Source organism: Streptomyces sp. NPDC047022 (genome assembly GCF_040644155.1).
In the GTDB taxonomy this organism is placed as follows: Bacteria; Actinomycetota; Actinomycetes; order Streptomycetales; family Streptomycetaceae; genus Streptomyces.
Genome location: NZ_JBEYVV010000013.1, coordinates 86,113 through 106,003 on the forward strand (window position 1 = coordinate 86,113; position 19,891 = coordinate 106,003).

Sequence of the window (19,891 nt, forward strand, 5' to 3'; positions counted from 1 at the left end):
GCTGAGCCCGGCATGCGCTGAGGGCGCCCCTCGGCTCAGGGGCGCCCTCGACGTCGTACTTGCTGGTCGGGCCTCAGCCCATGAACTTCTTGAACTCGTCCGGAAGCTCGAAGTCCTTGCCGCCCTGCTGGGGCAGGGGGAAGGCGCCACCGCCCTGGGCAGCCGCCTCACGGCGCTGCGCCTCCTCGAGTTCCTGCTGCTTGCGCTTCATCGGGTTACCGGAACGCTGCTTGCCCTTGGCCTTCTTCGGCTGCTTCTTGGTGCGGCCGGGGCCGCCGCCCATGCCCGGGATCCCCGGCATACCGGGCATGCCACCGCCCTGGGCCATGCGGGACATCATCTTGCGGGCCTCGAAGAACCGCTCCACGAGGTTCTTGACCGCGCTGACCTCGACGCCGGAGCCCTTGGCGATACGTGCGCGGCGCGAGCCGTTGATGATCGTCGGTTCCTGGCGCTCACCCGGGGTCATCGACTTGATGATCGCGGCCGTACGGTCGACGTCCCGCTCGTCCAGGTTGTTGATCTGGTCCTTGATCTGGCCCATGCCCGGGAGCATGCCGAGCAGCTTGGAGATGGAGCCCATCTTCCTGACCTGCTCCATCTGGGCCAGGAAGTCGTCCAGGGTGAAGTCCTGGCCCTTCTTCGACGCCAGCTTGGAGGCCATCTTCTCGGCCTCTTCCTGGCTGAACGTCTTCTCCGCCTGCTCGATCAGGGTGAGCAGGTCGCCCATGTCGAGGATGCGGGAGGCCATCCGGTCCGGGTGGAAGGCGTCGAAGTCATCGAGCTTCTCGCCGTTCGACGCGAACATGATCGGCTTGCCGGTCATGTGGCGGATGGACAGGGCCGCACCACCGCGCGCGTCACCGTCGAGCTTGGAGAGCACCACACCGTCGAAGCCGACGCCGTCCCGGAAGGCCTCGGCCGTGTTGACGGCGTCCTGACCGATCATGGCGTCGACGACGAACAGGATCTCGTCGGGGCTGACGGCATCCCTGATGTCAGCGGCCTGCTGCATCATCTCCTGGTCGATGCCGAGGCGGCCGGCGGTGTCCACGATCACGATGTCGTGGACCTTCGTCTTCGCGAAGTCGATGGAGTCCTTGGCGACCTTGACCGGATCGCCGACGCCGTTGCCCGGCTCGGGCGCGTAGACCGCCACGCCCGCGCGCTCGGCGACGACGCTCAGCTGGTTGACGGCGTTGGGGCGCTGGAGGTCACAGGCGACCAGCAGCGGGGAGTGGCCCTGTTCCTTGAGCCACTTGGCGAGCTTTCCGGCGAGGGTCGTCTTACCGGCACCCTGGAGACCGGCGAGCATGATGACCGTCGGAGGCTGCTTGGCGAAGCGCAGGCGGCGGGTCTCGCCGCCGAGCACCGTCACCAGCTCGTCGTTGACGATCTTGAGAACCTGCTGCGCGGGGTTCAGTGCCTTGGAGACCTCAGCGCCGAGGCACCTTTCCTTGACGTTCTTGATGAACGCCCGGACGACCGGGAGGGCCACGTCGGCTTCGAGGAGTGCGATACGGATCTCGCGCGCCGTGGCGTCGATGTCCGCCTCGGAAAGCCTGCCTTTCCCGCGGAGGCTCTTGAAAGTCGCGCTGAGGCGGTCGGAGAGGGTATCGAACACGGCGACGTCGGTCCTCGGGAGTCGGGGTCATTCGGGCTGCCCTCCAGGGTATCCGGCCCCGCAAGCAAATCGTCCCCACCCACTGTGATCGGGTGGTGGGGACGGACGCTCCCACGAGCCCGGCCCCAGGTCACCCCCGCAAGGTCTCCTCCAGCACCCTCGCCGCCGAGGCGGCCTCCTCCTCCCCCAGAGGCTCGCCCACAGCCGACGTCACGTAGAAGGCGTCCACGGCGTTGGCCCCCAACGTCGACACATGCATGCTCCGCACCCGCACCCTCGCCTTCTCCAGTGCCGCCCCGATCCGGAACAGCAACCCCGGAGCGTCCTGTGCCCGTACCTCGATCACCGTCGCGTGCCGGGAGGCCGCCGACGCGACCGTCACCCGGGGTGGCGGCGCGAGGACGCCCCTGCGGCGCGGGTAGGCCGCGTCCCGCTCCGCCAGGCGTGCCTCGATGTCCAGGGAGCCGTCCAGGGCGCGTACGAGGTCGGCGCGCAGGCGGGCGGCCTGCGGCAGCGAGCCGTACTCCGCCGCGACGCGCCAGTTCAGAAGCAGTACGGAGCCCTCGTCCACGTCGGCCGGAAGGCCCAGGCTGCTGAGTTCGGCGGTGCGGACGGTCAGACGGTGCATGGCCAGGACTCCGGAGACCGCCGGGAGCACGCCCGGCTGGTCCGGTACGGCGATCACGAGTTCCACGCCGAGCGGTTCGGGTTCCCCGGTCGGCTCCGCATCGGCCGTGGGCTCGGTCTGGGCGCGCAGGGCCAGTACCGGGCCGCCCGTGCGGAACGCCTCGATGGTGAGCCGTTCCTGTTCGGCGCTGGGCGCGGCGGGCTCGGGTTCGGCGGGGGTGTTCCCGGCGAGAACGGCGGCGACGCGGGTGACCAGGTCGGCGACGAGGGAGGCGCGCCAGGCGGACCAGGCGGCCGGGCCGGTGGCCAGGGCATCCGCCTCGGTCAGGGCATGCAGCAGTTCGAGGGTGCTCTGGGTGCCGACGGCGTCGGCGACCGAGCGGACGGTGGCGGGGTCGTCCAGGTCGCGTCGGGTCGCCGTCTCCACGAGCAGCAGATGGTGGCGTACGAGGGTGGCGAGGACGGTCGCGTCGTCGCGGTCGAAGCCGATACGGGCCGCCACATCGCGCGCGATGATCTCGCCGGCCACGGAGTGGTCGCCGGGCCAGCCCTTTCCGATGTCGTGCAGGAGTGCGGCGACGAGGAGGAGGTCGGGCCTGCCGACGCGCCGGGTCATTTCGGAGGCGCGTACGGCTGTCTCGATCAGGTGCCGGTCGACGGTCCACAGGTGGACGGCGTTGCGCTGCGGGCGGCAGCGGACGCGTTCCCAGTCGGGCAGCAGGCAGGTGATGAGTCCTTCGGCTTCGAGCGCCTCCCAGACCTCCACGGTCGGGCGGCCGGAGCCGAGGAGGGTCACGAGCTGTTCCCTGGCTTCGGCGGGCCAGGGGGTGGGCAGGGGGCGGAGGCCCGCGGCCATGCGCCGGACCGCGTGCAGCGAGAGCGGAATGCCTGCCTGGGCGGCGGCAGCGGCGGCACGCAGGGGCAGTACGGGGTCGCGTTCGGGCCGGGCGGTCCGGGCGAGGACGACTTCTCCGTCCTGCTCCACGACGCCCTCGGCGAGCGGGGAGCGCTCGGTGACCGGTTTGGTGCCGCCCAGCATGGCGCGCAGTCGTGGCCGTACGGCACGGGAGCGCAGGACGCGTCCCACTTCGCGCCAGGTCACGTCGCTGGCGTAGGAGATGACGCGGGCGGCCTCGTACACCTGGCGCAGCAGGGTGTCGGCGTCCAGGAGGCCGAGTTCTGCGGCGACCTGGTCCTGTTCCTGGAGCGCGAGCCGGTCGGTGGCGCGGCCGGTGGCGAGGTGGAGGGCGTCCCGTACGTCCAGGAGCCGGCGTCGGGCGTCGGCGAGGCCCTCGCGGGGAGCGTCGGCGAGCCAGGAGGCGGCGACCGCGCGCAGGGCGGTGGTGTCGCGCAGTCCGCCCCGCGCCTCCTTGAGGTCGGGCTCCAGGAGGTATTGGAGCTCGCCTTGGCGTTCGGCGCGTTCGGCGCACAGTTCCCGGAGTTCGGGCAGGCGTTTGGGGGCTTGGTTGCGCCAGTCGGCGAGGACGGCGGTGCGCATTCCGGCGGTGAGGCCGGGGTCGCCCGCGAGGTGGCGTGCGTCGAGGAGGCCGAGCTGGGCCTTGATGTCCTCGGTGGCGGTCTTGCGGGCTTCGGCGGGGGTGCGTACGGAGTGGTCCAGGGCGAGGCCGAGGTCCCAGATGGGGTACCAGAGGCGGTCGGCGAGGGCGGCGACGGCTTTGCCGTCCCCGCCGTCGTGGAGCAGCAGGAGGTCGAGGTCGCTGCGGGGGGACAGTTCGCCTCGGCCGTAGCCGCCGGTGGCGACGAGGGAGACGCCGCGCAGTCCTTCGGCTTCGGCACCGGCGGTGAACAGTTCGGCGAGCCAGTCGTCCGTGAGCCCCGCCAGGGCGGAACGGCGCGGCGGCCCGGACTGCGCCTCCTCCTGGAGGAGGCGCAGCCGGGCCGCCGCGTAGCCGCTGGGTCCCGAGCCTTCTGCTTCCGTGCGTACGTCCGTGCTCGTCACCCAGCGACTCCTGTTCCTCGGTCCTTTGCAGAGCCGGAGCTCTACAGCGCGTCGGGGCCGCGCTCGCCGGTCCTGACCCGGACGGCCGTCTCGACGGGGACGGACCAGACCTTGCCGTCTCCGATCTTGCCGGTGCGGGCGGCCTTGACGATCACCTCGACGATTTGTTCGGCGTCGTCGTCCTCGGCCAGTACCTCTATACGGATCTTGGGTACCAGGTCGACGGTGTACTCGGCACCGCGGTAGACCTCGGTGTGTCCTCGCTGACGACCGTAACCGCTTGCTTCGGTGACGGTCAGGCCGTGGACGCCGAAGGCCTGGAGGGCCTCCTTGATCTCGTCGAGCCGGTGGGGTTTGACGACGGCGGTGATGAGCTTCATGCGTCCACCTTCTTGGTCTCCGAAGCCGTCTCGCCCTTGGCGGCCTTCTCGCTCTCCTTGGCCGGCCTCTTGCTCTCCGTGGCGGCCAGGGCCGAGAGCGCCGACCCGATGACACCGCCACCCGCGCCGCTGAATTCGTACGCGGTCTCAGCGTGCTCGGCCTGGTCGATGCCGGAGATCTCCTCGTCCTCGGTGACGCGCATCCCGATCGTCTTGTCGAGGAGGAAGGCGAGGACGGCGGAGACGATCAGGGAGTAGGCGAGGACCGCGAAGACACCGGCGCACTGCTTCCAGAACTGGGTCATGCCGCCGCCGTAGAAGAGGCCCTTGACGGAGGACTGACCCTCGCCGCTGGCGAAGAACCCGATGAGCAGCGAGCCGAGCACACCGCCGACCATGTGGACGCCGACGACGTCGAGCGAGTCGTCGAAGCCGAACCTGTACTTGAGGCCTACGGCCATGGCACACAGGACACCTGCGATGGCACCGACGGCGATGGCGCCGAGCGGGGAGACCGCGCCGCCGGACGGGGTGATCGCGACGAGGCCGGCGACCGCGCCGGAGGCGGCGCCCAGCGTGGTGAACGCGCCGTGGCGGATCTTCTCGTAGGCGAGCCAGGCCAGCATGGCGGCGCCGGTGGCGACCTGCGTGTTGACGAACATCAGCGGGCCGACGCCGTCGTCGTTGCCGAGCCATGAGCCGGCGTTGAAGCCGAACCAGCCGAACCACAGGAGACCGGCGCCGAGCATGACCAGCGGGAGGCTGTGCGGGCGCATCGGGTCCTTCTTGAAGCCGACGCGCTTGCCGATGACGAGGATCACGCCGAGTGCCGCCGCACCGGCGTTGATGTGCACCGCGGTACCGCCGGCGAAGTCGATCACACCGAGTTTGAAGGCCCAGCCGCCGGTGCCCCAGACCCAGTGGGCGACGGGGAAGTAGACGATCGTGACCCACAGCACCAGGAAGAGCGACCAGGCGGAGAACTTCACGCGGTCCGCCAGGGCACCACTTATCAGGGCCGGCGTGATGATGGCGAACATCAGCTGGAAGACGGCGAAGACGAAGACGGGGATGGTGTAGCCGGGCCAGAGGTCCGTCTTGCCGATGCCGCTGAAGCCGACCCAGTCGGAGGTCCAGCCGATGAGGGAGCCCTTGTCGGTTCCGAAGGACAGGGAGAAGCCGTAGAGCACCCACAGGATGGTGACGATCCCCAGGCTGATGAAGCTCATCATCAGCATGTTCAGGGTGCTTTTGACACGGACCATGCCTCCGTAGAAGAAGGCCAGGCCCGGGGTCATCAGCATCACCAGGGCGGAACAGATCAGCATGAAGCCTGTGTTGGCGGACGACAGCTTGGGTGCGTCCGCCGCAAGCATGATGGCGGCTGGTGCCATCGGCGTCTCCTCGTCGGTTGGTGCGGCCCCGTGGGGGCGAAGCCTGGGAGCGATGCGGTCATGAGGGGTGGGCCGGTTATGCGCCATGAGATTGACGCAGTGCGGTTTCGGTCGTTGCCCCTCGATGTTTCGCCGCAGTGACGAAGGCGCCGAACGTGTTACGCGCGGGTGAACTGCCGGATGCCGGTGGTGCTGATCGTTATCGTGGCGCAACCTCTCGCAGGGCGCGCGCTTACCCGCGCCTATTCAGGCCGTGCGGGTCGGCCAGGTCGTGCGCATCGCTCAGGTCCTGCCCTTTGTCCAGGGCATGCCCGTTGTTTCAGGTCGTGCCCATTGCTCAGGGCACGGAATGCGGACCGACCGCGACGCCATCCGATGACCTGGCATGGGGGAGCCGAGTCGGGCGGTTCGGGATGGCGGCCGCGGCCGGGGTCTCAGGGGGCCCAGGGGGTCTGGTGGGCCCGGAGGGGTCAGACAGCTTCTGCGGTCTCGGGGAGATGGGTGGCGAGATGATCGGTCAATTCGGCGACCTCTGAAAGATCACCGAAATCGCGCACGGCCGTGTCGACGGTTTTGCGAATACGCGTGTTCACCCGTTCGGACCGCACCTTTCTGGCGATTTCCATGGACCGCCTTGCCATCACCGCGCCCTGCTCGGGTTCACGCTGGAGGAGGTGCACGGTGGCCATGCCGATGAGGTTGAGTGCGTACGACCGCTGGTGCACGGTGTCCGTGGCGAAAAGGTCTACGGCCCGCTGCATCAGAGGCTCGGCCATGGAGGCGTATGCGGGGCTGCGGCCCGCGACATAGGCGAGGTCGCGGTAGGAGTGGGCGTTCTCCGCGTACAGCTCGGCTTCGGAGAAGAAGCGGATCCAGTCGGGTTCGGGCTCGTCGAACTCGGCCGCGTCACCGAAGGTGGCCTCGGCCATACGGACGGCCCGCTTGCACTTGCCGGGCTGGCCCATGTTCGCGTACGCGCGGGCCTCCATCGCATACAGCATGGCCTGGGTGCGCGGGCCGGCGCAGTCACGGCTGCCGTACTGGGCGAGGTGGATGAGTTCCAGGGCGTCGTCGGGCCGCCCGAGGTGGATCATCTGACGGCTCATGCTGGAGAGGACGTACGAGCCGAGCGGCTTGTCGCCCGCCTCCTTCGCGGCGTGCAGGGCGAGGACGAAGTACTTCTGCGCGGTGGGCTGCAGCCCGACGTCGTAGCTCATCCAGCCGGCCAGCTCGGCAAGCTCGGCGGCCACCTTGAACAGCCGCCTTGCGGTGGACTCGGTCTGGGTCTCCTGGAGGAGGTCGGTCACCTCGTGCAGCTGGCCGACGACGGCCTTGCGTCGCAGCCCGCCGCCGCACTGGGCGTCCCACTTGCGGAACATCACGGTGGTGACCTCGAGGAGATCGAGCTCGGGCTGGGACAGCCGGCCCCGGCCTCGCCCCGAGGGGGCCGTGTCGAGTTCCTCGCGCGAGGTGGTGGGTCCGGGCACGAGCCAGCGCTGCATGGGCTCGATGAGCGTGGGGCCCGCGGACAGGGCGAGCGAGCTTCCGAGGAAGCCTCGCCGGGCGAGCATCAGGTCGCTGCGGGAGAACTCGCTGATCAGCGCGACCGTCTGCGGCCCCGTCCAGGGCAGGTCGATGCCGGACACGGAGGGTGACTGGTGAGCGGCGCGCAGCCCGAGGTCCTCGACGGCGACCACACAGCCGAAGCGCTCCGAGAACAGCTCCGAGAGGATGCGCGGGATCGGCTCGCGCGGGTTCTCCCCGTCGAGCCAGCGGCGCACCCTGGAGGTGTCCGTGGAGATATGGGCGGCCCCCATCTGGCGGGCTCTGCGGTTGACCTGGCGCGCCAGCTCTCCCTTGGACCAGCCGCTGCGCGCGAACCACGAGCCGAGCAGCTCGTTCGGGCGCTTGTCAGCGTTGGTACCGCTACCAGTACCGCCGCCGTCGTTGCCGCCGCCGTTGCCGCCCACTGGAACGCCCCCATCCCTGAAACCACTTGTGCGCTGTGTGCGCCAAGCCCTACCAGAATGCCGGTGGCCAGGGTTCCGCGTCCGGCGGTTCTCACCCGTTCGGACGGGGCCCGGGTTGCCTCCGGCATACCCACGAGTGCATGCATCCCTTGGACTTGCGCACTCACCGTAGTCCCACGATCACGGGCACAGCCATGGCGATTCCAGAAGCGCCACCATTCGCCACCCCTTCGAATGAACCCACTGCGGCCTTCGCGCGATTCACTTGACACATGACGGCCGAAAGCGGATGGAGCGTGGCATTGACCGGCGCGCGCCACCAGACGCACTACCCAAGGTGCGCCGGGACGCAACCCGGAACTCGCGGCGTCCGCTGCCGAATTGATCACACAACGTCACGAATTGCTTCCGTCGCGTAACCATCGGTGCGCTGGACCCGTTGGAGGGGGCATGGGCTTCACGATCGGCGGCACGCGGGTGATCCGCGAGATCCGGCCCGGCGCACGACGCCGGGGCCGCTCCTCGGAGTGCACGGCCGTGGCCGAGTACGCCGGACTGTGGGGCTGGGACGTGGTGCCCGGCGCCAGGGCGGTCGCGGGTGCCTGTTCCTGCGGCAGACGGGACTGCCCCGCGCCTGGCGCGCATCCGCTGGACTCCACCCCTGTCGTACGTGCGGGGGCGACACTCGACGAGGCGACGGATGCCTGGGCCGAGGTCCCGGGGGCGGCCGTGATGCTGCCGGTCGGCCACGCGTTCGATGTGATCGAGGTCGCCGAGGCGGCGGGGCGGCGTGCGCTGGTCCGGCTGGAGCGCATGGGCCTGCCTCTCGGGCCGGTGATCGCGACGCCCGAGGGCCGCGCCCACTTCTTCGTCGCTCCCGGATCGGCCGCCGAGCTGCCCGATCTGCTGTACCGGATGGCGTGGGACGACACCTCCCTCGACCTCCACGCCCTGGGTCCGGGCGCGTACATCACCGCCCCGCCCTCGGACCGTGGCGGCCTGGGTCCCGTGCGGTGGCTGCGCTCGCCCGCGCTCGACTCGGCGACGAAGCCGCCCGCTGCGCGGCTGCTGATCGGCACGTTGGCGTACGTGGCGCATCGGTCGCGGGTCTGACGTCGCTGGGGGCTCGCGTCTCTGCGCCTCGCCTGCGGCTGCTTGGCCGTTTTTGCGCAGTTCCCCGCGCCCCTGTCCCGCGGCGCGCCGTCGGCTGCCCGTGCGTCGGGCGTTCTTGCGCAGTCCCCCGCACCCCTGGGTGGCGAACGTGACCGGGCCCCACTCCCTTCTCAGCTGGGAGTGGGGCCCTCGGGTACGGGACCTGTGACTCGAGCCGTCAGTCGCCGATCAGCGCGTCCACGAACGCTTCCGGTTCGAAGGGTGCCAGGTCGTCGGCGCCCTCGCCGAGGCCCACCAACTTCACCGGTACACCCAGATCACGCTGGACCGCGACCACGATGCCGCCCTTGGCCGTGCCGTCGAGCTTGGTGAGCACGATTCCGGTGATGTCGACCACCTCGGCGAAGACACGGGCCTGCACGAGACCGTTCTGCCCGGTCGTGGCGTCGAGCACGAGCAGCACCTCGTCGATCGGGGCGTGCTTCTCCACGACGCGCTTGACCTTGCCGAGCTCGTCCATGAGGCCGGTCTTGGTGTGCAGGCGGCCGGCCGTGTCGATGAGCACGACGTCGGCGGCGATCTCCTTGCCCTCCTTGACCGCGTCGAAGGCGACGGAGGCGGGGTCACCGGCCTCCGGCCCGCGCACGGTGTGGGCGCCGACGCGCTCGCCCCAGGTCTGGAGCTGGTCGGCGGCGGCGGCACGGAAGGTGTCGGCGGCGCCGAGGACGACGCTGCGGCCGTCGGCCACCAGGACGCGGGCGAGCTTGCCGGTGGTGGTGGTCTTGCCGGTGCCGTTGACGCCGACGACCATCACGATGCCGGGCTTGGTGGACTCCGGTTCGGTGCGGACCGTGCGGTCCATGTCGGTGCCGACCAGCGTGAGCAGTTCCTCACGCAGGAGCGTCCGCAGTTCCTGGGGCGTACGGGTGCCGAGCACCTTGACGCGCTCGCGCAGCCGTTCGACCAGTTCCTGGGTGGGCTGCACGCCGACGTCCGCGGTCAGCAGCGTGTCCTCGATCTCCTCCCAGGTCTCGTCGTCGAGGTGCTCGCGGGACAGGAGCGTGAGCAGCCCCTTGCCGAGCGCGTTCTGCGAGCGGGACAGTCGGGCACGCAGGCGCACCAGGCGCCCGGCGGCCGGTTCGGGGATCTCGATCGGCGGCGCTTCGGGCGCTTCGACGGACGGCGGCTCCTCGACGGCGACAGGAGCGGAACCGCCGGGAAGACCCACCTCCTCGATCGTCCGGCGTTCTTCGTCGCTCGGTGTCTCGGCTTCTTCGCCGACGTGCGGCTCGGCCGGAGGGGCGGTGATGTCGGGCGTCGTCGGGGGCGCCGGAGGCAGCGGCTTTCTGCGCCGGCTGCTGACGATCAGCCCGCCGAGCGCGCCGATCACGACCACGGCGATGACTACAGCAAGGATGACGGTTTCCATAACGCGTCCAGTATGCGTGACCGGCCCCCGGGCGGTTCGGCGGCGGCTCCGGGGTTTCACGGCCCTGGATGTCTGACGTTCCGTCAGCTAACGTCCCACCGCACACCCGCCCGGCCAAGGCGAAGGGGACCCCGCCATGCCCGTCACGGTCGTACGTTTCAACCTCGTGGAGCCCGGCGCGACCCCCGCCTCGCTCCACGCCCGCTACCGGGCCGCCGTGGAGATGGCCGCGTACGCCGACGAGCACGGGATCACCACCGTGCAGACGGAGGAGCACCACGGCGCCGCTAACAACTGGCTGCCCTCGCCGTTCGCCTTCGCGGCAGCCGTCTTCGGCGCCACCCGGAACATCGCGGTCACCGTCTCCGCGATCATCGGCCCGCTGCACGACCCGCTGCGCCTGGCCGAGGAGATCGCCGTTCTGGACCTGCTCAGCGGCGGCCGTCTGGTCACGGTCGCGGGCATCGGGTACCGGCCGGAGGAGTACGCCCTCTTCGACGTGGAGTGGAAGCGGCGCGGAAGGCTTCAGGACGAGCTGCTGGAGACTCTGCTGAAAGCGTGGACCGGCGAGGAGTTCATCCATCGCGGCCGTACCGTACGCGTCACGCCGCGCCCGTACACCCAGCCGCACCCCCTGCTGCTGGTCGGCGGCTCCTCGAAGGCCGCGGCCCGCCGTGCCGCCCGCCTCGGGCTGCCGTTCTTCCCGAGCGCCCACATGCCCGAGCTGGAGGCGTACTACAAGGAGCGGCTCGCCGAGTACGGGACGGAGGGCTGGACGATGATGCCCGCGGCCGAGACCCCGCTGCTGCACATCGCCGAGGACCCGGACCGGGCATGGGCCGAGTACGGGCACCACTTCCTGCACGAGGCGCGGACGTACGCCTCCTGGCAGTCCGGGGACATCCGCTCGGCGGTGAAGTCGGCCGCGACGACGGTGGACGAGCTGCGCGCGGAGGGCGTCTACCGGATCCTCACCCCGGACGAGTGCCGGACGCAGGGCCTGGACAGTCTCGTGCTGCATCCGCTGGCGGGCGGGATGCCGCTGGAGGAGGGCCGGCGGAGCCTGCGGCTGTTCGCGGAGGAAGTCCTGCCGGGCCTGGGTGACTGACGCCCGGAATGCCGCCGCCCCCGCCCGGGCAGTGACCGGGCGGGGGCGGCGGAAGGGTACGAGGAGAGGGGCAGCGGGGACTTGAGCCCTTCTCCTCGAGCTCAGTGGGGCGGGTCAGCCCATCTCCTCCAGTGACTTGCCCTTCGTCTCCTTCACGAACTTCAGGACGAAGGGGATGGAGAGCGCGGCGAAGACCGCGTAGATCACGTAGGTCACGGACAGGTTCCAGTCGGCCAGCGAGGGGAAGCTCGCGGTGATGGCCCAGTTGGCGACCCACTGCGCTGCCGCGGCCACTCCCAGGGCGGCGGCGCGGATCTTGTTCGGGAACATCTCACCGAGCATGACCCAGACGACCACGCCCCAGGACAGGGCGAAGAAGAGCACGAACACATGGGCCGCGACGAGGGCGACCCAGCCCTGGGTGCCCGGCAGCCTGCCGTCGACCAGGTGCGAGGAGAAGGCCCATGCCTCCAGGGCGAGGCCGACCGCCATGCCGACGGAGCCGATGACGGCCAGCGGCTTGCGGCCGACACGGTCCACGAAGATCATCGCGATCACGGTGCCGATGATGTTGATGATCGACGTCGTGAACGAGTAGAAGAACGAGTCCGAGGGGTCGACACCGACCGACTGCCACAGCGTCGAGGAGTAGTAGAACGCGACGTTGATGCCCACGAACTGCTGGAACACCGACAGTCCGATGCCGACCCAGACGATCGGCTTGAAGAAGAAGCCGCCGCCGAGCAGGTCCTTGAACGTGGACCTGTGCTCGCTCTTCATGGCGTGCTCGATCTCGGCGACGCGGGCGTCGAGGTCGGAACGCTCGCCTTCGACCTCGGCGAGGATCGCGCGGGCGCGGTCACGCTTGCCGACGGAGAGCAGGAAGCGCGGGGACTCGGGGATGGCGAGGGAGAGCAGGCCGTACAGGACGGCCGGCACGACCATCACGCCGAGCATGACCTGCCAGGCTTCCAGGCCCATCAGCTTGCCGCGCTGGTCGCCGCCGGCGGCGTTCAGCAGACCCCAGTTGACCAGCTGCGAGATGGCGATGCCGACGACGATCGCCGCCTGCTGGAAGGAGCCGAGCCGGCCGCGGTAGGCGGGCGGGGCGACCTCGGCGATGTAGGCGGGGCCGATCACGGAGGCCATGCCGATGGCGAAGCCGCCGATGATGCGCCACAGGGCGAGGTCCCACAGGGCGAAGGGCAGGGCGGAGCCGACGGCGCTGATGATGAAGAGGACCGCGGCGATCTGCATGCACCGGATGCGGCCGATGCGGTCGGCTATGCGGCCGGCGGTGGCGGCGCCGATGGCGCAGCCGATCAGGGCGATGGCGATGACCTGGGCGAGCGCCGCGGAGCCGATGTCGTAGCGGTCCCGGATGGCCTCGACGGCGCCGTTGATCACGGAGCTGTCGTAGCCGAAGAGGAAGCCTCCCATCGCGGCCGCCGCCGCGATGAAGATGACATGTCCCAGGTTTTCGGGAGGCGCCGTCCTGGCTCCTGGCTGGGGTGCCTGCGCTGTGCTGGTCACGGAAACAACTCCTCGGGCCCCCGGCAACGCTGCCGGGGTGGGGGTGGGCCCTCTCGGGTGTCGACGGATACGACTACACGAATGCGGCGACACCTGAAGGTAAAAGCAACGTTGCGAAGACTATGCCTTCAAGTTTCGAAGTCAATACCCCGGGTGGCGTGAAGGTTCAGCGGAGAACTCACGGGGGTGACGCAACGGATGCGTTCATTAGTTGAAGGCGCCTGCTGGTGCAGGTCATGATGGTGTAGGGCGCACCTACCCGGTGGGGCAGCTAGCGCAGCCGCTGCGAGATGACCTTCGACACACCGTCGCCCTGCATGGAGACGCCGTACAGCGCGTCGGCGACCTCCATGGTCCGCTTCTGGTGCGTGATCACGATCAGCTGCGAGGCCTCCTGCAGCTCCTGCATGATCCGGATCAGCCGCTGCAGGTTGGTGTCGTCGAGAGCCGCCTCGACCTCGTCCATGACGTAGAACGGGCTGGGCCGGGCCTTGAAGATGGACACGAGCAGGGCCACGGCGGTCAGCGAGCGCTCGCCGCCGGAGAGCAGGGAGAGCCGCTTGACCTTCTTGCCCGGCGGGCGCGCCTCTACGTCCACGCCCGTGGTGAGCATGTTGTCGGGATCGGTCAGCACGAGGCGCCCGTCGCCGCCCGGGAACAGGCGGCTGAAGACGCCCTCGAACTCGCGCGCGGTGTCCCGGTATGCCTCGGTGAAGACCTGCTCGACGCGCTCGTCCACCTCCTTCACCACCTGAAGCAGGTCGGCTCGCGTCTTCTTGAGGTCCTCCAACTGCTCGCTGAGGAACTTATGGCGTTCCTCCAGCGCCGCGAACTCCTCCAGGGCCAGCGGGTTGACCTTGCCGAGCTGCTGGTAGGAGCGTTCGGCGGCCCTGAGGCGCTTCTCCTGCTCGCCGCGCACAAAGCGGCGTGGCTGGTTGCGGGGGTGCTCGGGGTCCTCGGGAAGCTCCTCGCCCTCGGCCGGCGGCGAGGGCGGCACCGGCTGGTGGGGACCGTACTCGCTGATCAGCCCGGTCGGCTCGACGCCGAGTTCCTCCAGCGCCTTGGTCTCCAGCTGCTCGATCCGCAGCCGCTTCTCGGCGCCGAGCACCTCACCGCGGTGGACGGAGTCTGTGAGTTTGTCGAGCTCCGCCTTGAGGTCGCGGCCCTCCGTGCGGGCGGCGGCGAGCTGCTGCTCACGGCGGGCCTTGGCCGCGTCGGCGGCGGTGCGCTCCGCCTCGGCGCGGTGCAGGGAGACCTCGACATGGGCGAGGAGCTGCCGGGCGCCGGAGGCGACTGCCTCCGCGACGGCGGCCTCGTGCCGCAGCCGGGCCTGCCGCTGCTCGGCACGCGCGCGTGCCTCGCGTTCGGCGCGCGCACCCCGGTCGAGGGAGTCGGCGCGTCCGGCCAGCCCCTTGACCCGCTCCTCGTGGGTACGGACCTGGAGGCGGGCCTCCATCTCGGTCTGCCGTGCGTTCGCCCCGTCGGCGGCGAGCCGGTCGCGTGCGGAGGTGTCGGGCTCCTCCTCCACCGGCATCTCCTCGGCGACGGCGAGCCGCTCGGCGAGTTCCTCGACCTCTCCCAGGGCCTTCTCCAGGGCCTCCTGCGCGCGGGCCGCGGCGGCGGTGGAACGCTCGGCCTCCCCGGCGGCGCCCCGCGCCTGCCCGGCCAGCCGGCCCAGCTGCTGGGCGACGGAGGACTTCTCCCGGTCGGCGGCCCTGCGCCGCTCCCCCAGTTCCTCGACCAGGACGGCGCACTCCTTGCGGCGCTCCACGGCGAGCTGCTGCTCCCCGGCCAGTTCCTCGCACCGGACGGCGAGTTCCTCCAGCTCGGCGGCGGCCTCGTCCACGGACGCCTGCACCTCCAGGAGGCTCGGCGCACCGGCGGAACCGCCGTGCGCGAAGTGCGCCCCGAGCAGGTCGCCCTCGGCGGTGACAGCGGTCAGATCGGGGCGCGAGTAGACGAGTTCCTCGGCCTCCTCCAGGGTGTCCACCACGACGATGCCGCGCAGCAGCCGACGTACGGAGGGCATCAGCTCGCCGGGACCGCGCACGAGATCGGCGGCGTACGGTGCCCCGGCGGCGGGCGGCTGCTCCGGTACGTCCTGCGGGGCGCCGCTCAGCAGCAGCGCCGCGCGGCCCGCGTCCTGCTTGCGCAGCAGCCGGATCGCCTCTGCCGCCGATGCCGGGGTGTCGACCGCGATCGCGTCCGCCGCCGCACCGAAGGCGGCGGCGAGGGGGGCCTCGTAGCCGGGGGTGACCGAGAGCAGTTCGGCCGCCGGGCCCAGCAGTCCTGTCAGATGGTCCCGCGCGCTCAGCAGGGCGCCCGTGCCGTCCTTGCGGCGCAGGCCCAGGGCGAGGGCCTCGTGCCGGGCCACGAGTGCCGCGCGACGGCGCTCCGCCGCGGTGGCCGCCTCACGGGCCGCCGTCAGGGCCGCCTCGGCCTCGGCGAGGGTCCGCTTCGCCGCCTCGTGCTGCTCGGCCAGGTGGGCGTCACCTGCGTCGAGCCCGTCGACCTCGGCCTTGAGCGCCTCGTACTCTTCCTGGGCTGCGACGGCACGCTCCTGCGCCTCGTCGCGGGCGGCGGCGAGGCGGTCGATCTCGGCCTGGGCGGAGGCGGCGCGCGAACGTGCCGCGCCCACCTGCCCGTTCAGCCGGGCGAGCCCCTCACGGCGGTCCGCGATGGCCCGGGCCACGTCCTTCAGCCGCCGTTCCTCGATCGCCAGTTCGCGTTCCAGTTCGGCCCGGTGCGCGACGGTGTCGTCCAGGGCGCGCTCGGCCGCTTCCAGCGCGGCCTCCAGCTCGGCCTCCTGCTCGCGGATGCGGGCGGCCTCGCGCTCCATGTCCTCGGGGTCACGTCCGCGGCGTTCCTCGGGCGGCGCCGAGGTCGCGCTCTTCACGCGCGCGTCGGCGAGCGAGATGGTGCCGCGTACCCGCTCCGCGAGCCGGGACAGCTCGTACCAGGTCTGCTGGGCACGCTGAAGACGGGGCGTCAGCTGCCGTACCTCGTCCTCCAGGAGCGCCTCGCGCTGGAGTGCCTTCTTCAGTTCGGTCTCGGCGGTTTCCTTGCGCTCCTTGAGCGCGGCCTCGTCCGCGACCTCGGCCTTGAGCGCCTCCCGCAGCCGTACGAGGTCGTCGGCGAGCAGGCGCAGCCGGGCGTCGCGCAGGTCGGCCTGGATGACGGCGGCCCGGCGCGCGACGGCGGCCTGCCGTCCCAGCGGCTTGAGCTGACGGCGCAGTTCGTCGGTGAGGTCCTGGACGCGGGCGAGGTTCGCCTGCATCGCGTCCAGCTTGCGCAGCGCCTTCTCCTTGCGCTTGCGATGCTTGAGCACACCCGCGGCCTCTTCGATGAAGGCGCGGCGGCCCATCGGGTCGGCATGCAGCACGGAGTCGAGCTGGCCCTGGCCGACGATCACGTGCATCTCGCGTCCGATGCCGGAGTCGGAGAGCAGGTCCTGGATGTCGAGCAGCCGGCAGGTGTCGCCGTTGATCTGGTACTCGCTGCCTCCGTTGCGGAACATGATCCGCGTGATGGTGACCTCGGAGTACTCGATCGGGAGGGCGCCATCGGTGTTGTCGATGGTCAGGGACACCTCGGCGCGGCCGAGCGGCGGGCGGCCGGTGGTGCCGGCGAAGATGACGTCCTCCATCTTGCCGCCACGCAGGGATTTGGCGCCCTGCTCGCCCATGACCCAGCTGAGCGCGTCCACGACATTGGACTTGCCCGAACCGTTCGGGCCCACGACACACGTGATCCCCGGTTCGAACCGGAGTGTGGTCGCCGAGGCGAACGATTTGAACCCGCGAAGGGTCAGGGCCTTGAGGTGCACGCCGCTGGACTCTACCTTCCGCCGGTTTCCCACTCCATGAACCCGCGGTTTCACCTCTGAACGCGCAGGGCACACCATCCGTTAAAGAGACTGGAAGGGTGCGCGGGGGCATCGCAGGGTCATTCAAGGGTCAGACAGGAAAGAAAGAAGGGACGCCGAGGCGTCCCTTGCAACTCTGACAACTTAGCGGTTGATACGGGCGGCCCAACCACTGCGTGTGCTACTGCGTGTACTGTCGTGGAGCGACGCAGCGGTCAGGTGAGCGCAGGCTCCGCCTGGTGTGCATCGACGCTCTCCATGATCCTGTCGTGAGAAGCGGCAGCCGTCAGCGCGTCGTTCTCCGCCTGGATACGTCCGAGCTCGGATTCGAGTTCCTGGACGCGCTGCTGCAGCCGTCGCATCTCGGCGAGGAGTCGCGGGTCAGAGCCGCCGACGTAACCGAGAAGCGCCTTTGCCATGATGGATGGTCCTCCACACTGAGTGACCGACCGAATCGGTGTGGGTCGTGAGGGAATCGCACCCGCGGTGCTTGGCACTCTTCAGTTCTTGCGCCGTTCTTACATGCCAAACAGCTAAGGTGCGCGGGGCTTTCAGCGTCTCACCAAAAAGTTTGACGGTCAACACGATCACACCGCGCAATGGCGGGCGGCCCGGGGGCACGCGGCCCTTGACGGGCCGCGCCGCGACTCCTGCGGGCGTCGGCGGGTATGGAGATCATCCTTATCCGCGGAGCCTGCCATGACAAGCGATTCTTGGCAACCACCAGGCCCTTTCTGCTTCGGGCAGGTGCCGGTGGCATGTCCCTCCGCTTTCACGGGCGGGTTTTCGGGCACGCCCTCAGCGGACCGCGAAGCCCTCGTAGCCGCCCCGAGGGGTGTCCCAAATCTCAGTGACTCCGTCCACCCGCCCGGGTGTGTCGTCGCCCCTGAGCCAGTCCAGCAGGCCCTCACACCCCCGCCTGGAGCCCTCGGCTACCACCTGGACCCGGCCGTCGTCCAGATTCAGGGCGAAGCCGCTGAGCCCGCCGATCTCCAGTGCCTTGGCCCGGGTGAACCAGCGGAAACCCACACCTTGCACCCGTCCGCGCACCCATGCGACAAGCCGAGTCTCTTCGTCATGCATGGGTGCACGCTAACCGGACAAAGTCCCACTGGGCACTTCCTCCCCTTGCGCCATGCGGTAGCGTCCCCACCCATATGAAGCTCATGTGAAACTCACTCGATCGAGTGAGTGGCGCTGACTGCAAGACCAGGAAGGCCAGCAGATGGGACGCCACCGACGCTCCGACGCCGGACGCGCCGCCCTCGGCCGCGCGAACGGGGTGACTCAGAAGACCGAGCCCCCCGCGGAGCGTTACGGACCGGAAAACCTCTACGGCTTCGCCGCGGTCCTGGAGGCTGAACGGGCCGCGACCCGCTCTCATCGCAAGAAGAAGGCCGCGACCCCCGTGCGCACCGGGCTGCTGGGCGTCTCGGCGGCCGTCGCGCTGGGCACGGTCGCCGTCGCCGCCGGCGTACTGCCCGGCGGCAAGAACTTCACGGTGAGCGGCGACTCGAACGACGCGCAGGCCGGGGGCACCGCCCCGTCGGGCTTCGCCACCCAGCAGGGCGGCACGAACGGTACCGCCGCCGACGGCCGCGGGTCCACCTCCACCAGCCGGAACTCCGACCGCGCGGGCACGCCCACCGCCGCGCCGTCCGCGCCTGCCGCCCCGCCGGCTTCGGTGCCCTCGCAGAAGCCCGCGCACACACCGTCGCCCGCGGCGACGAAGCCCGCGACGGTCGCGCCGCCGGCCCAGAAGGGCAAGCAGAAGGGGCAGGGGCAGTCCACCTCGCCCGCGAAGGTGACGAGCGACTCCGCTGCCGCCAATGAGGTGCTCAAGCTGGTGAACGACGAGCGGGCCAAGGTGGGCTGCAGCCCCGTGACCCCGAACGGTCCGCTGCGGAAGCTGGCGGAGGCGTTCAGCGCGGAAATGGCCACCCTGGACTTCTTCGACCACACCGACCCCGATGGCAAGGACCCCTGGGACCGTGCGGCCGGGCTCGGCATAACGGACCTGGGCGGCGAGAACATAGCCCGGGGCCAGACGACCCCGCAGGACGTGATGGACGCCTGGATGGCCAGCCCCGGTCACCGCGCGAACATACTGAACTGCGACTTCCAGACGCTCGGCGTCGGGGTGCACTTCGGGGACGGCGGTCCCTGGTGGACGCAGGACTTCGGGTACTGATTCGCGGCGCTTGCCGTGGGGCAGCGCTGCCTGATGGTGAGCGCTGTGTTCGCGTAGGCTTCGGGTATGGACGCCGCACAGGAGCCTGAGGAGAACGACCTTCCGTACGACGTGTTCTCCAAGGCCTGCCCGTCGCGGGGCACGCTGGAACACGTCACCGGACGGTGGGGGTCGCTCACGCTCGGAGCGCTGTACGAAGGATCGTTGCGCTTCAATGCTCTGCGTCGGCGGGTCGATGGCGTCAGCGAGAAGATGCTGTCGCAGACGTTGCATGCGCTGGAGCGAGACGGGCTTGTGCGGCGTGAGGCGCAGCTGACCAATCCGCCGCGCGTGGATTATGAGCTGACGCCGCTCGGGCGGGAGGTTGCTGAGCGGCTGCTCGAGCTTATCCACGCGGTGGAGGGGCGGATGGATGAGGTGCTGTGCGCTCGGCGGCGGTATGACGAGGTTCGTGCGGGCTGAGCAGTGCGTTGTCCCTGCGGGTGCGTTGGGGGTTTTGCGCAGTTCCCCGCGCCCCTGATCACGTGCGTCGTCGGCTGCCCGTACGTTGGGGGATTTGCGCAGTTCCCCGCGCCCCTGATCCGTGCGTCGTCGGCTGCCCGTGCGTTGGGGGTTTTGCGCAGTTCCCCGCGCCCCTGATCACGTGCGTCGTCGGCTGCCCGTACGTTGGGGGATTTGCGCAGTTCCCCGCGCCCCG

At 70.2% G+C, this 19,891-nt stretch carries 14 protein-coding genes; 4 read left to right on the forward strand and 10 right to left on the reverse strand.

The annotated features are described in order from the left end of the window. Positions 1 to 73: 73 nt before the first annotated feature. The 5 genes from ffh to ABZ845_RS16485 form a co-directional block, all read right to left on the reverse strand. Positions 74 to 1,624 (reverse strand): signal recognition particle protein, encoded by a 1,551-nt coding sequence (gene ffh, locus ABZ845_RS16465; protein WP_360979304.1) that lies wholly within the window; start codon positions 1,622 to 1,624, stop codon positions 74 to 76. A 130-nt stretch (positions 1,625 to 1,754) separates the two neighbouring features. Beyond that, positions 1,755 to 4,211, reverse strand: coding sequence for a [protein-PII] uridylyltransferase (locus tag ABZ845_RS16470; protein WP_360979307.1), 2,457 nt, complete (start codon positions 4,209 to 4,211; stop codon positions 1,755 to 1,757). 41 nt (positions 4,212 to 4,252) lie between these two features. Beyond that, positions 4,253 to 4,591 (reverse strand): P-II family nitrogen regulator, encoded by a 339-nt coding sequence (locus tag ABZ845_RS16475; RefSeq protein WP_360979310.1) that lies wholly within the window; start codon positions 4,589 to 4,591, stop codon positions 4,253 to 4,255. Next, positions 4,588 to 5,985, reverse strand: a complete 1,398-nt coding sequence (locus ABZ845_RS16480) for an ammonium transporter (RefSeq protein ID WP_360979313.1) — start codon at positions 5,983 to 5,985, stop codon at positions 4,588 to 4,590. The genes ABZ845_RS16475 and ABZ845_RS16480 overlap by 4 nt, the downstream gene beginning before the upstream one ends. A gap of 470 nt (positions 5,986 to 6,455) precedes the next feature. After that, positions 6,456 to 7,955, reverse strand: coding sequence for a hypothetical protein (locus ABZ845_RS16485; RefSeq protein ID WP_360979316.1), 1,500 nt, complete (start codon positions 7,953 to 7,955; stop codon positions 6,456 to 6,458). A 450-nt stretch (positions 7,956 to 8,405) separates the two neighbouring features. On the opposite strand from ABZ845_RS16485, the gene ABZ845_RS16490 reads away from it, so the two are divergent. Continuing rightward, positions 8,406 to 9,068, forward strand: a complete 663-nt coding sequence (locus ABZ845_RS16490) for a bifunctional DNA primase/polymerase (protein WP_360979319.1) — start codon at positions 8,406 to 8,408, stop codon at positions 9,066 to 9,068. 217 nt (positions 9,069 to 9,285) lie between these two features. Here the strand turns inward: ABZ845_RS16490 and ftsY are convergent, their stop codons facing one another. Then, complete coding sequence (ftsY, locus tag ABZ845_RS16495; RefSeq protein ID WP_360979322.1) at positions 9,286 to 10,497, reverse strand: signal recognition particle-docking protein FtsY; 1,212 nt, start codon at positions 10,495 to 10,497, stop codon at positions 9,286 to 9,288. 136 nt (positions 10,498 to 10,633) lie between these two features. On the opposite strand from ftsY, the gene ABZ845_RS16500 reads away from it, so the two are divergent. Beyond that, positions 10,634 to 11,605 carry an LLM class flavin-dependent oxidoreductase gene (locus ABZ845_RS16500; protein ID WP_360979324.1) on the forward strand — a complete coding sequence of 324 codons (972 nt, stop codon included), beginning with the start codon at positions 10,634 to 10,636 and terminating at the stop codon, positions 11,603 to 11,605. Positions 11,606 to 11,719: 114 nt separating this feature from the next. On the opposite strand, the gene ABZ845_RS16505 is transcribed toward ABZ845_RS16500, so the two are convergent. From ABZ845_RS16505 to ABZ845_RS16520, 4 genes are all read right to left on the reverse strand, one after another. Then, positions 11,720 to 13,138 (reverse strand): sugar porter family MFS transporter, encoded by a 1,419-nt coding sequence (locus ABZ845_RS16505; RefSeq protein WP_360979327.1) that lies wholly within the window; start codon positions 13,136 to 13,138, stop codon positions 11,720 to 11,722. A 271-nt stretch (positions 13,139 to 13,409) separates the two neighbouring features. Further along, on the reverse strand, positions 13,410 to 16,964 hold the full coding sequence (smc, locus tag ABZ845_RS16510; protein ID WP_360979330.1) for a chromosome segregation protein SMC: 3,555 nt from the start codon (positions 16,962 to 16,964) through the stop codon (positions 13,410 to 13,412). A gap of 254 nt (positions 16,965 to 17,218) precedes the next feature. Beyond that, on the reverse strand, positions 17,219 to 17,422 hold the full coding sequence (locus tag ABZ845_RS16515; RefSeq protein WP_059131751.1) for a hypothetical protein: 204 nt from the start codon (positions 17,420 to 17,422) through the stop codon (positions 17,219 to 17,221). A 379-nt stretch (positions 17,423 to 17,801) separates the two neighbouring features. Continuing rightward, positions 17,802 to 18,086 carry an acylphosphatase gene (locus ABZ845_RS16520; protein WP_360979333.1) on the reverse strand — a complete coding sequence of 95 codons (285 nt, stop codon included), beginning with the start codon at positions 18,084 to 18,086 and terminating at the stop codon, positions 17,802 to 17,804. A gap of 142 nt (positions 18,087 to 18,228) precedes the next feature. Between ABZ845_RS16520 and ABZ845_RS16525 the strand changes: the two genes are divergently transcribed. Further along, entirely contained in the window at positions 18,229 to 19,194 is a 966-nt protein-coding gene (locus ABZ845_RS16525) for a CAP domain-containing protein (RefSeq protein ID WP_360979336.1), read from the forward strand. A gap of 66 nt (positions 19,195 to 19,260) precedes the next feature. After that, on the forward strand, positions 19,261 to 19,656 hold the full coding sequence (locus ABZ845_RS16530; protein WP_360979339.1) for a helix-turn-helix domain-containing protein: 396 nt from the start codon (positions 19,261 to 19,263) through the stop codon (positions 19,654 to 19,656). Positions 19,657 to 19,891 lie beyond the last annotated feature (235 nt).

Coding starts and splice junctions, on each gene's coding strand:
- ABZ845_RS16475 (WP_360979310.1), bottom strand. CDS start 4,591: ATGAAGCTCATCACCGCCGTCGTCAAACCCCACCGGCTCGACGAGATC.
- ABZ845_RS16480 (WP_360979313.1), bottom strand. CDS start 5,985: ATGGCACCAGCCGCCATCATGCTTGCGGCGGACGCACCCAAGCTGTCG.
- ABZ845_RS16490 (WP_360979319.1), top strand. CDS start 8,406: ATGGGCTTCACGATCGGCGGCACGCGGGTGATCCGCGAGATCCGGCCC.
- ftsY (WP_360979322.1), bottom strand. CDS start 10,497: ATGGAAACCGTCATCCTTGCTGTAGTCATCGCCGTGGTCGTGATCGGC.
- ABZ845_RS16500 (WP_360979324.1), top strand. CDS start 10,634: ATGCCCGTCACGGTCGTACGTTTCAACCTCGTGGAGCCCGGCGCGACC.
- ABZ845_RS16515 (WP_059131751.1), bottom strand. CDS start 17,422: ATGGCAAAGGCGCTTCTCGGTTACGTCGGCGGCTCTGACCCGCGACTC.
- ABZ845_RS16520 (WP_360979333.1), bottom strand. CDS start 18,086: ATGCATGACGAAGAGACTCGGCTTGTCGCATGGGTGCGCGGACGGGTG.
- ABZ845_RS16525 (WP_360979336.1), top strand. CDS start 18,229: ATGGGACGCCACCGACGCTCCGACGCCGGACGCGCCGCCCTCGGCCGC.
- ABZ845_RS16530 (WP_360979339.1), top strand. CDS start 19,261: ATGGACGCCGCACAGGAGCCTGAGGAGAACGACCTTCCGTACGACGTG.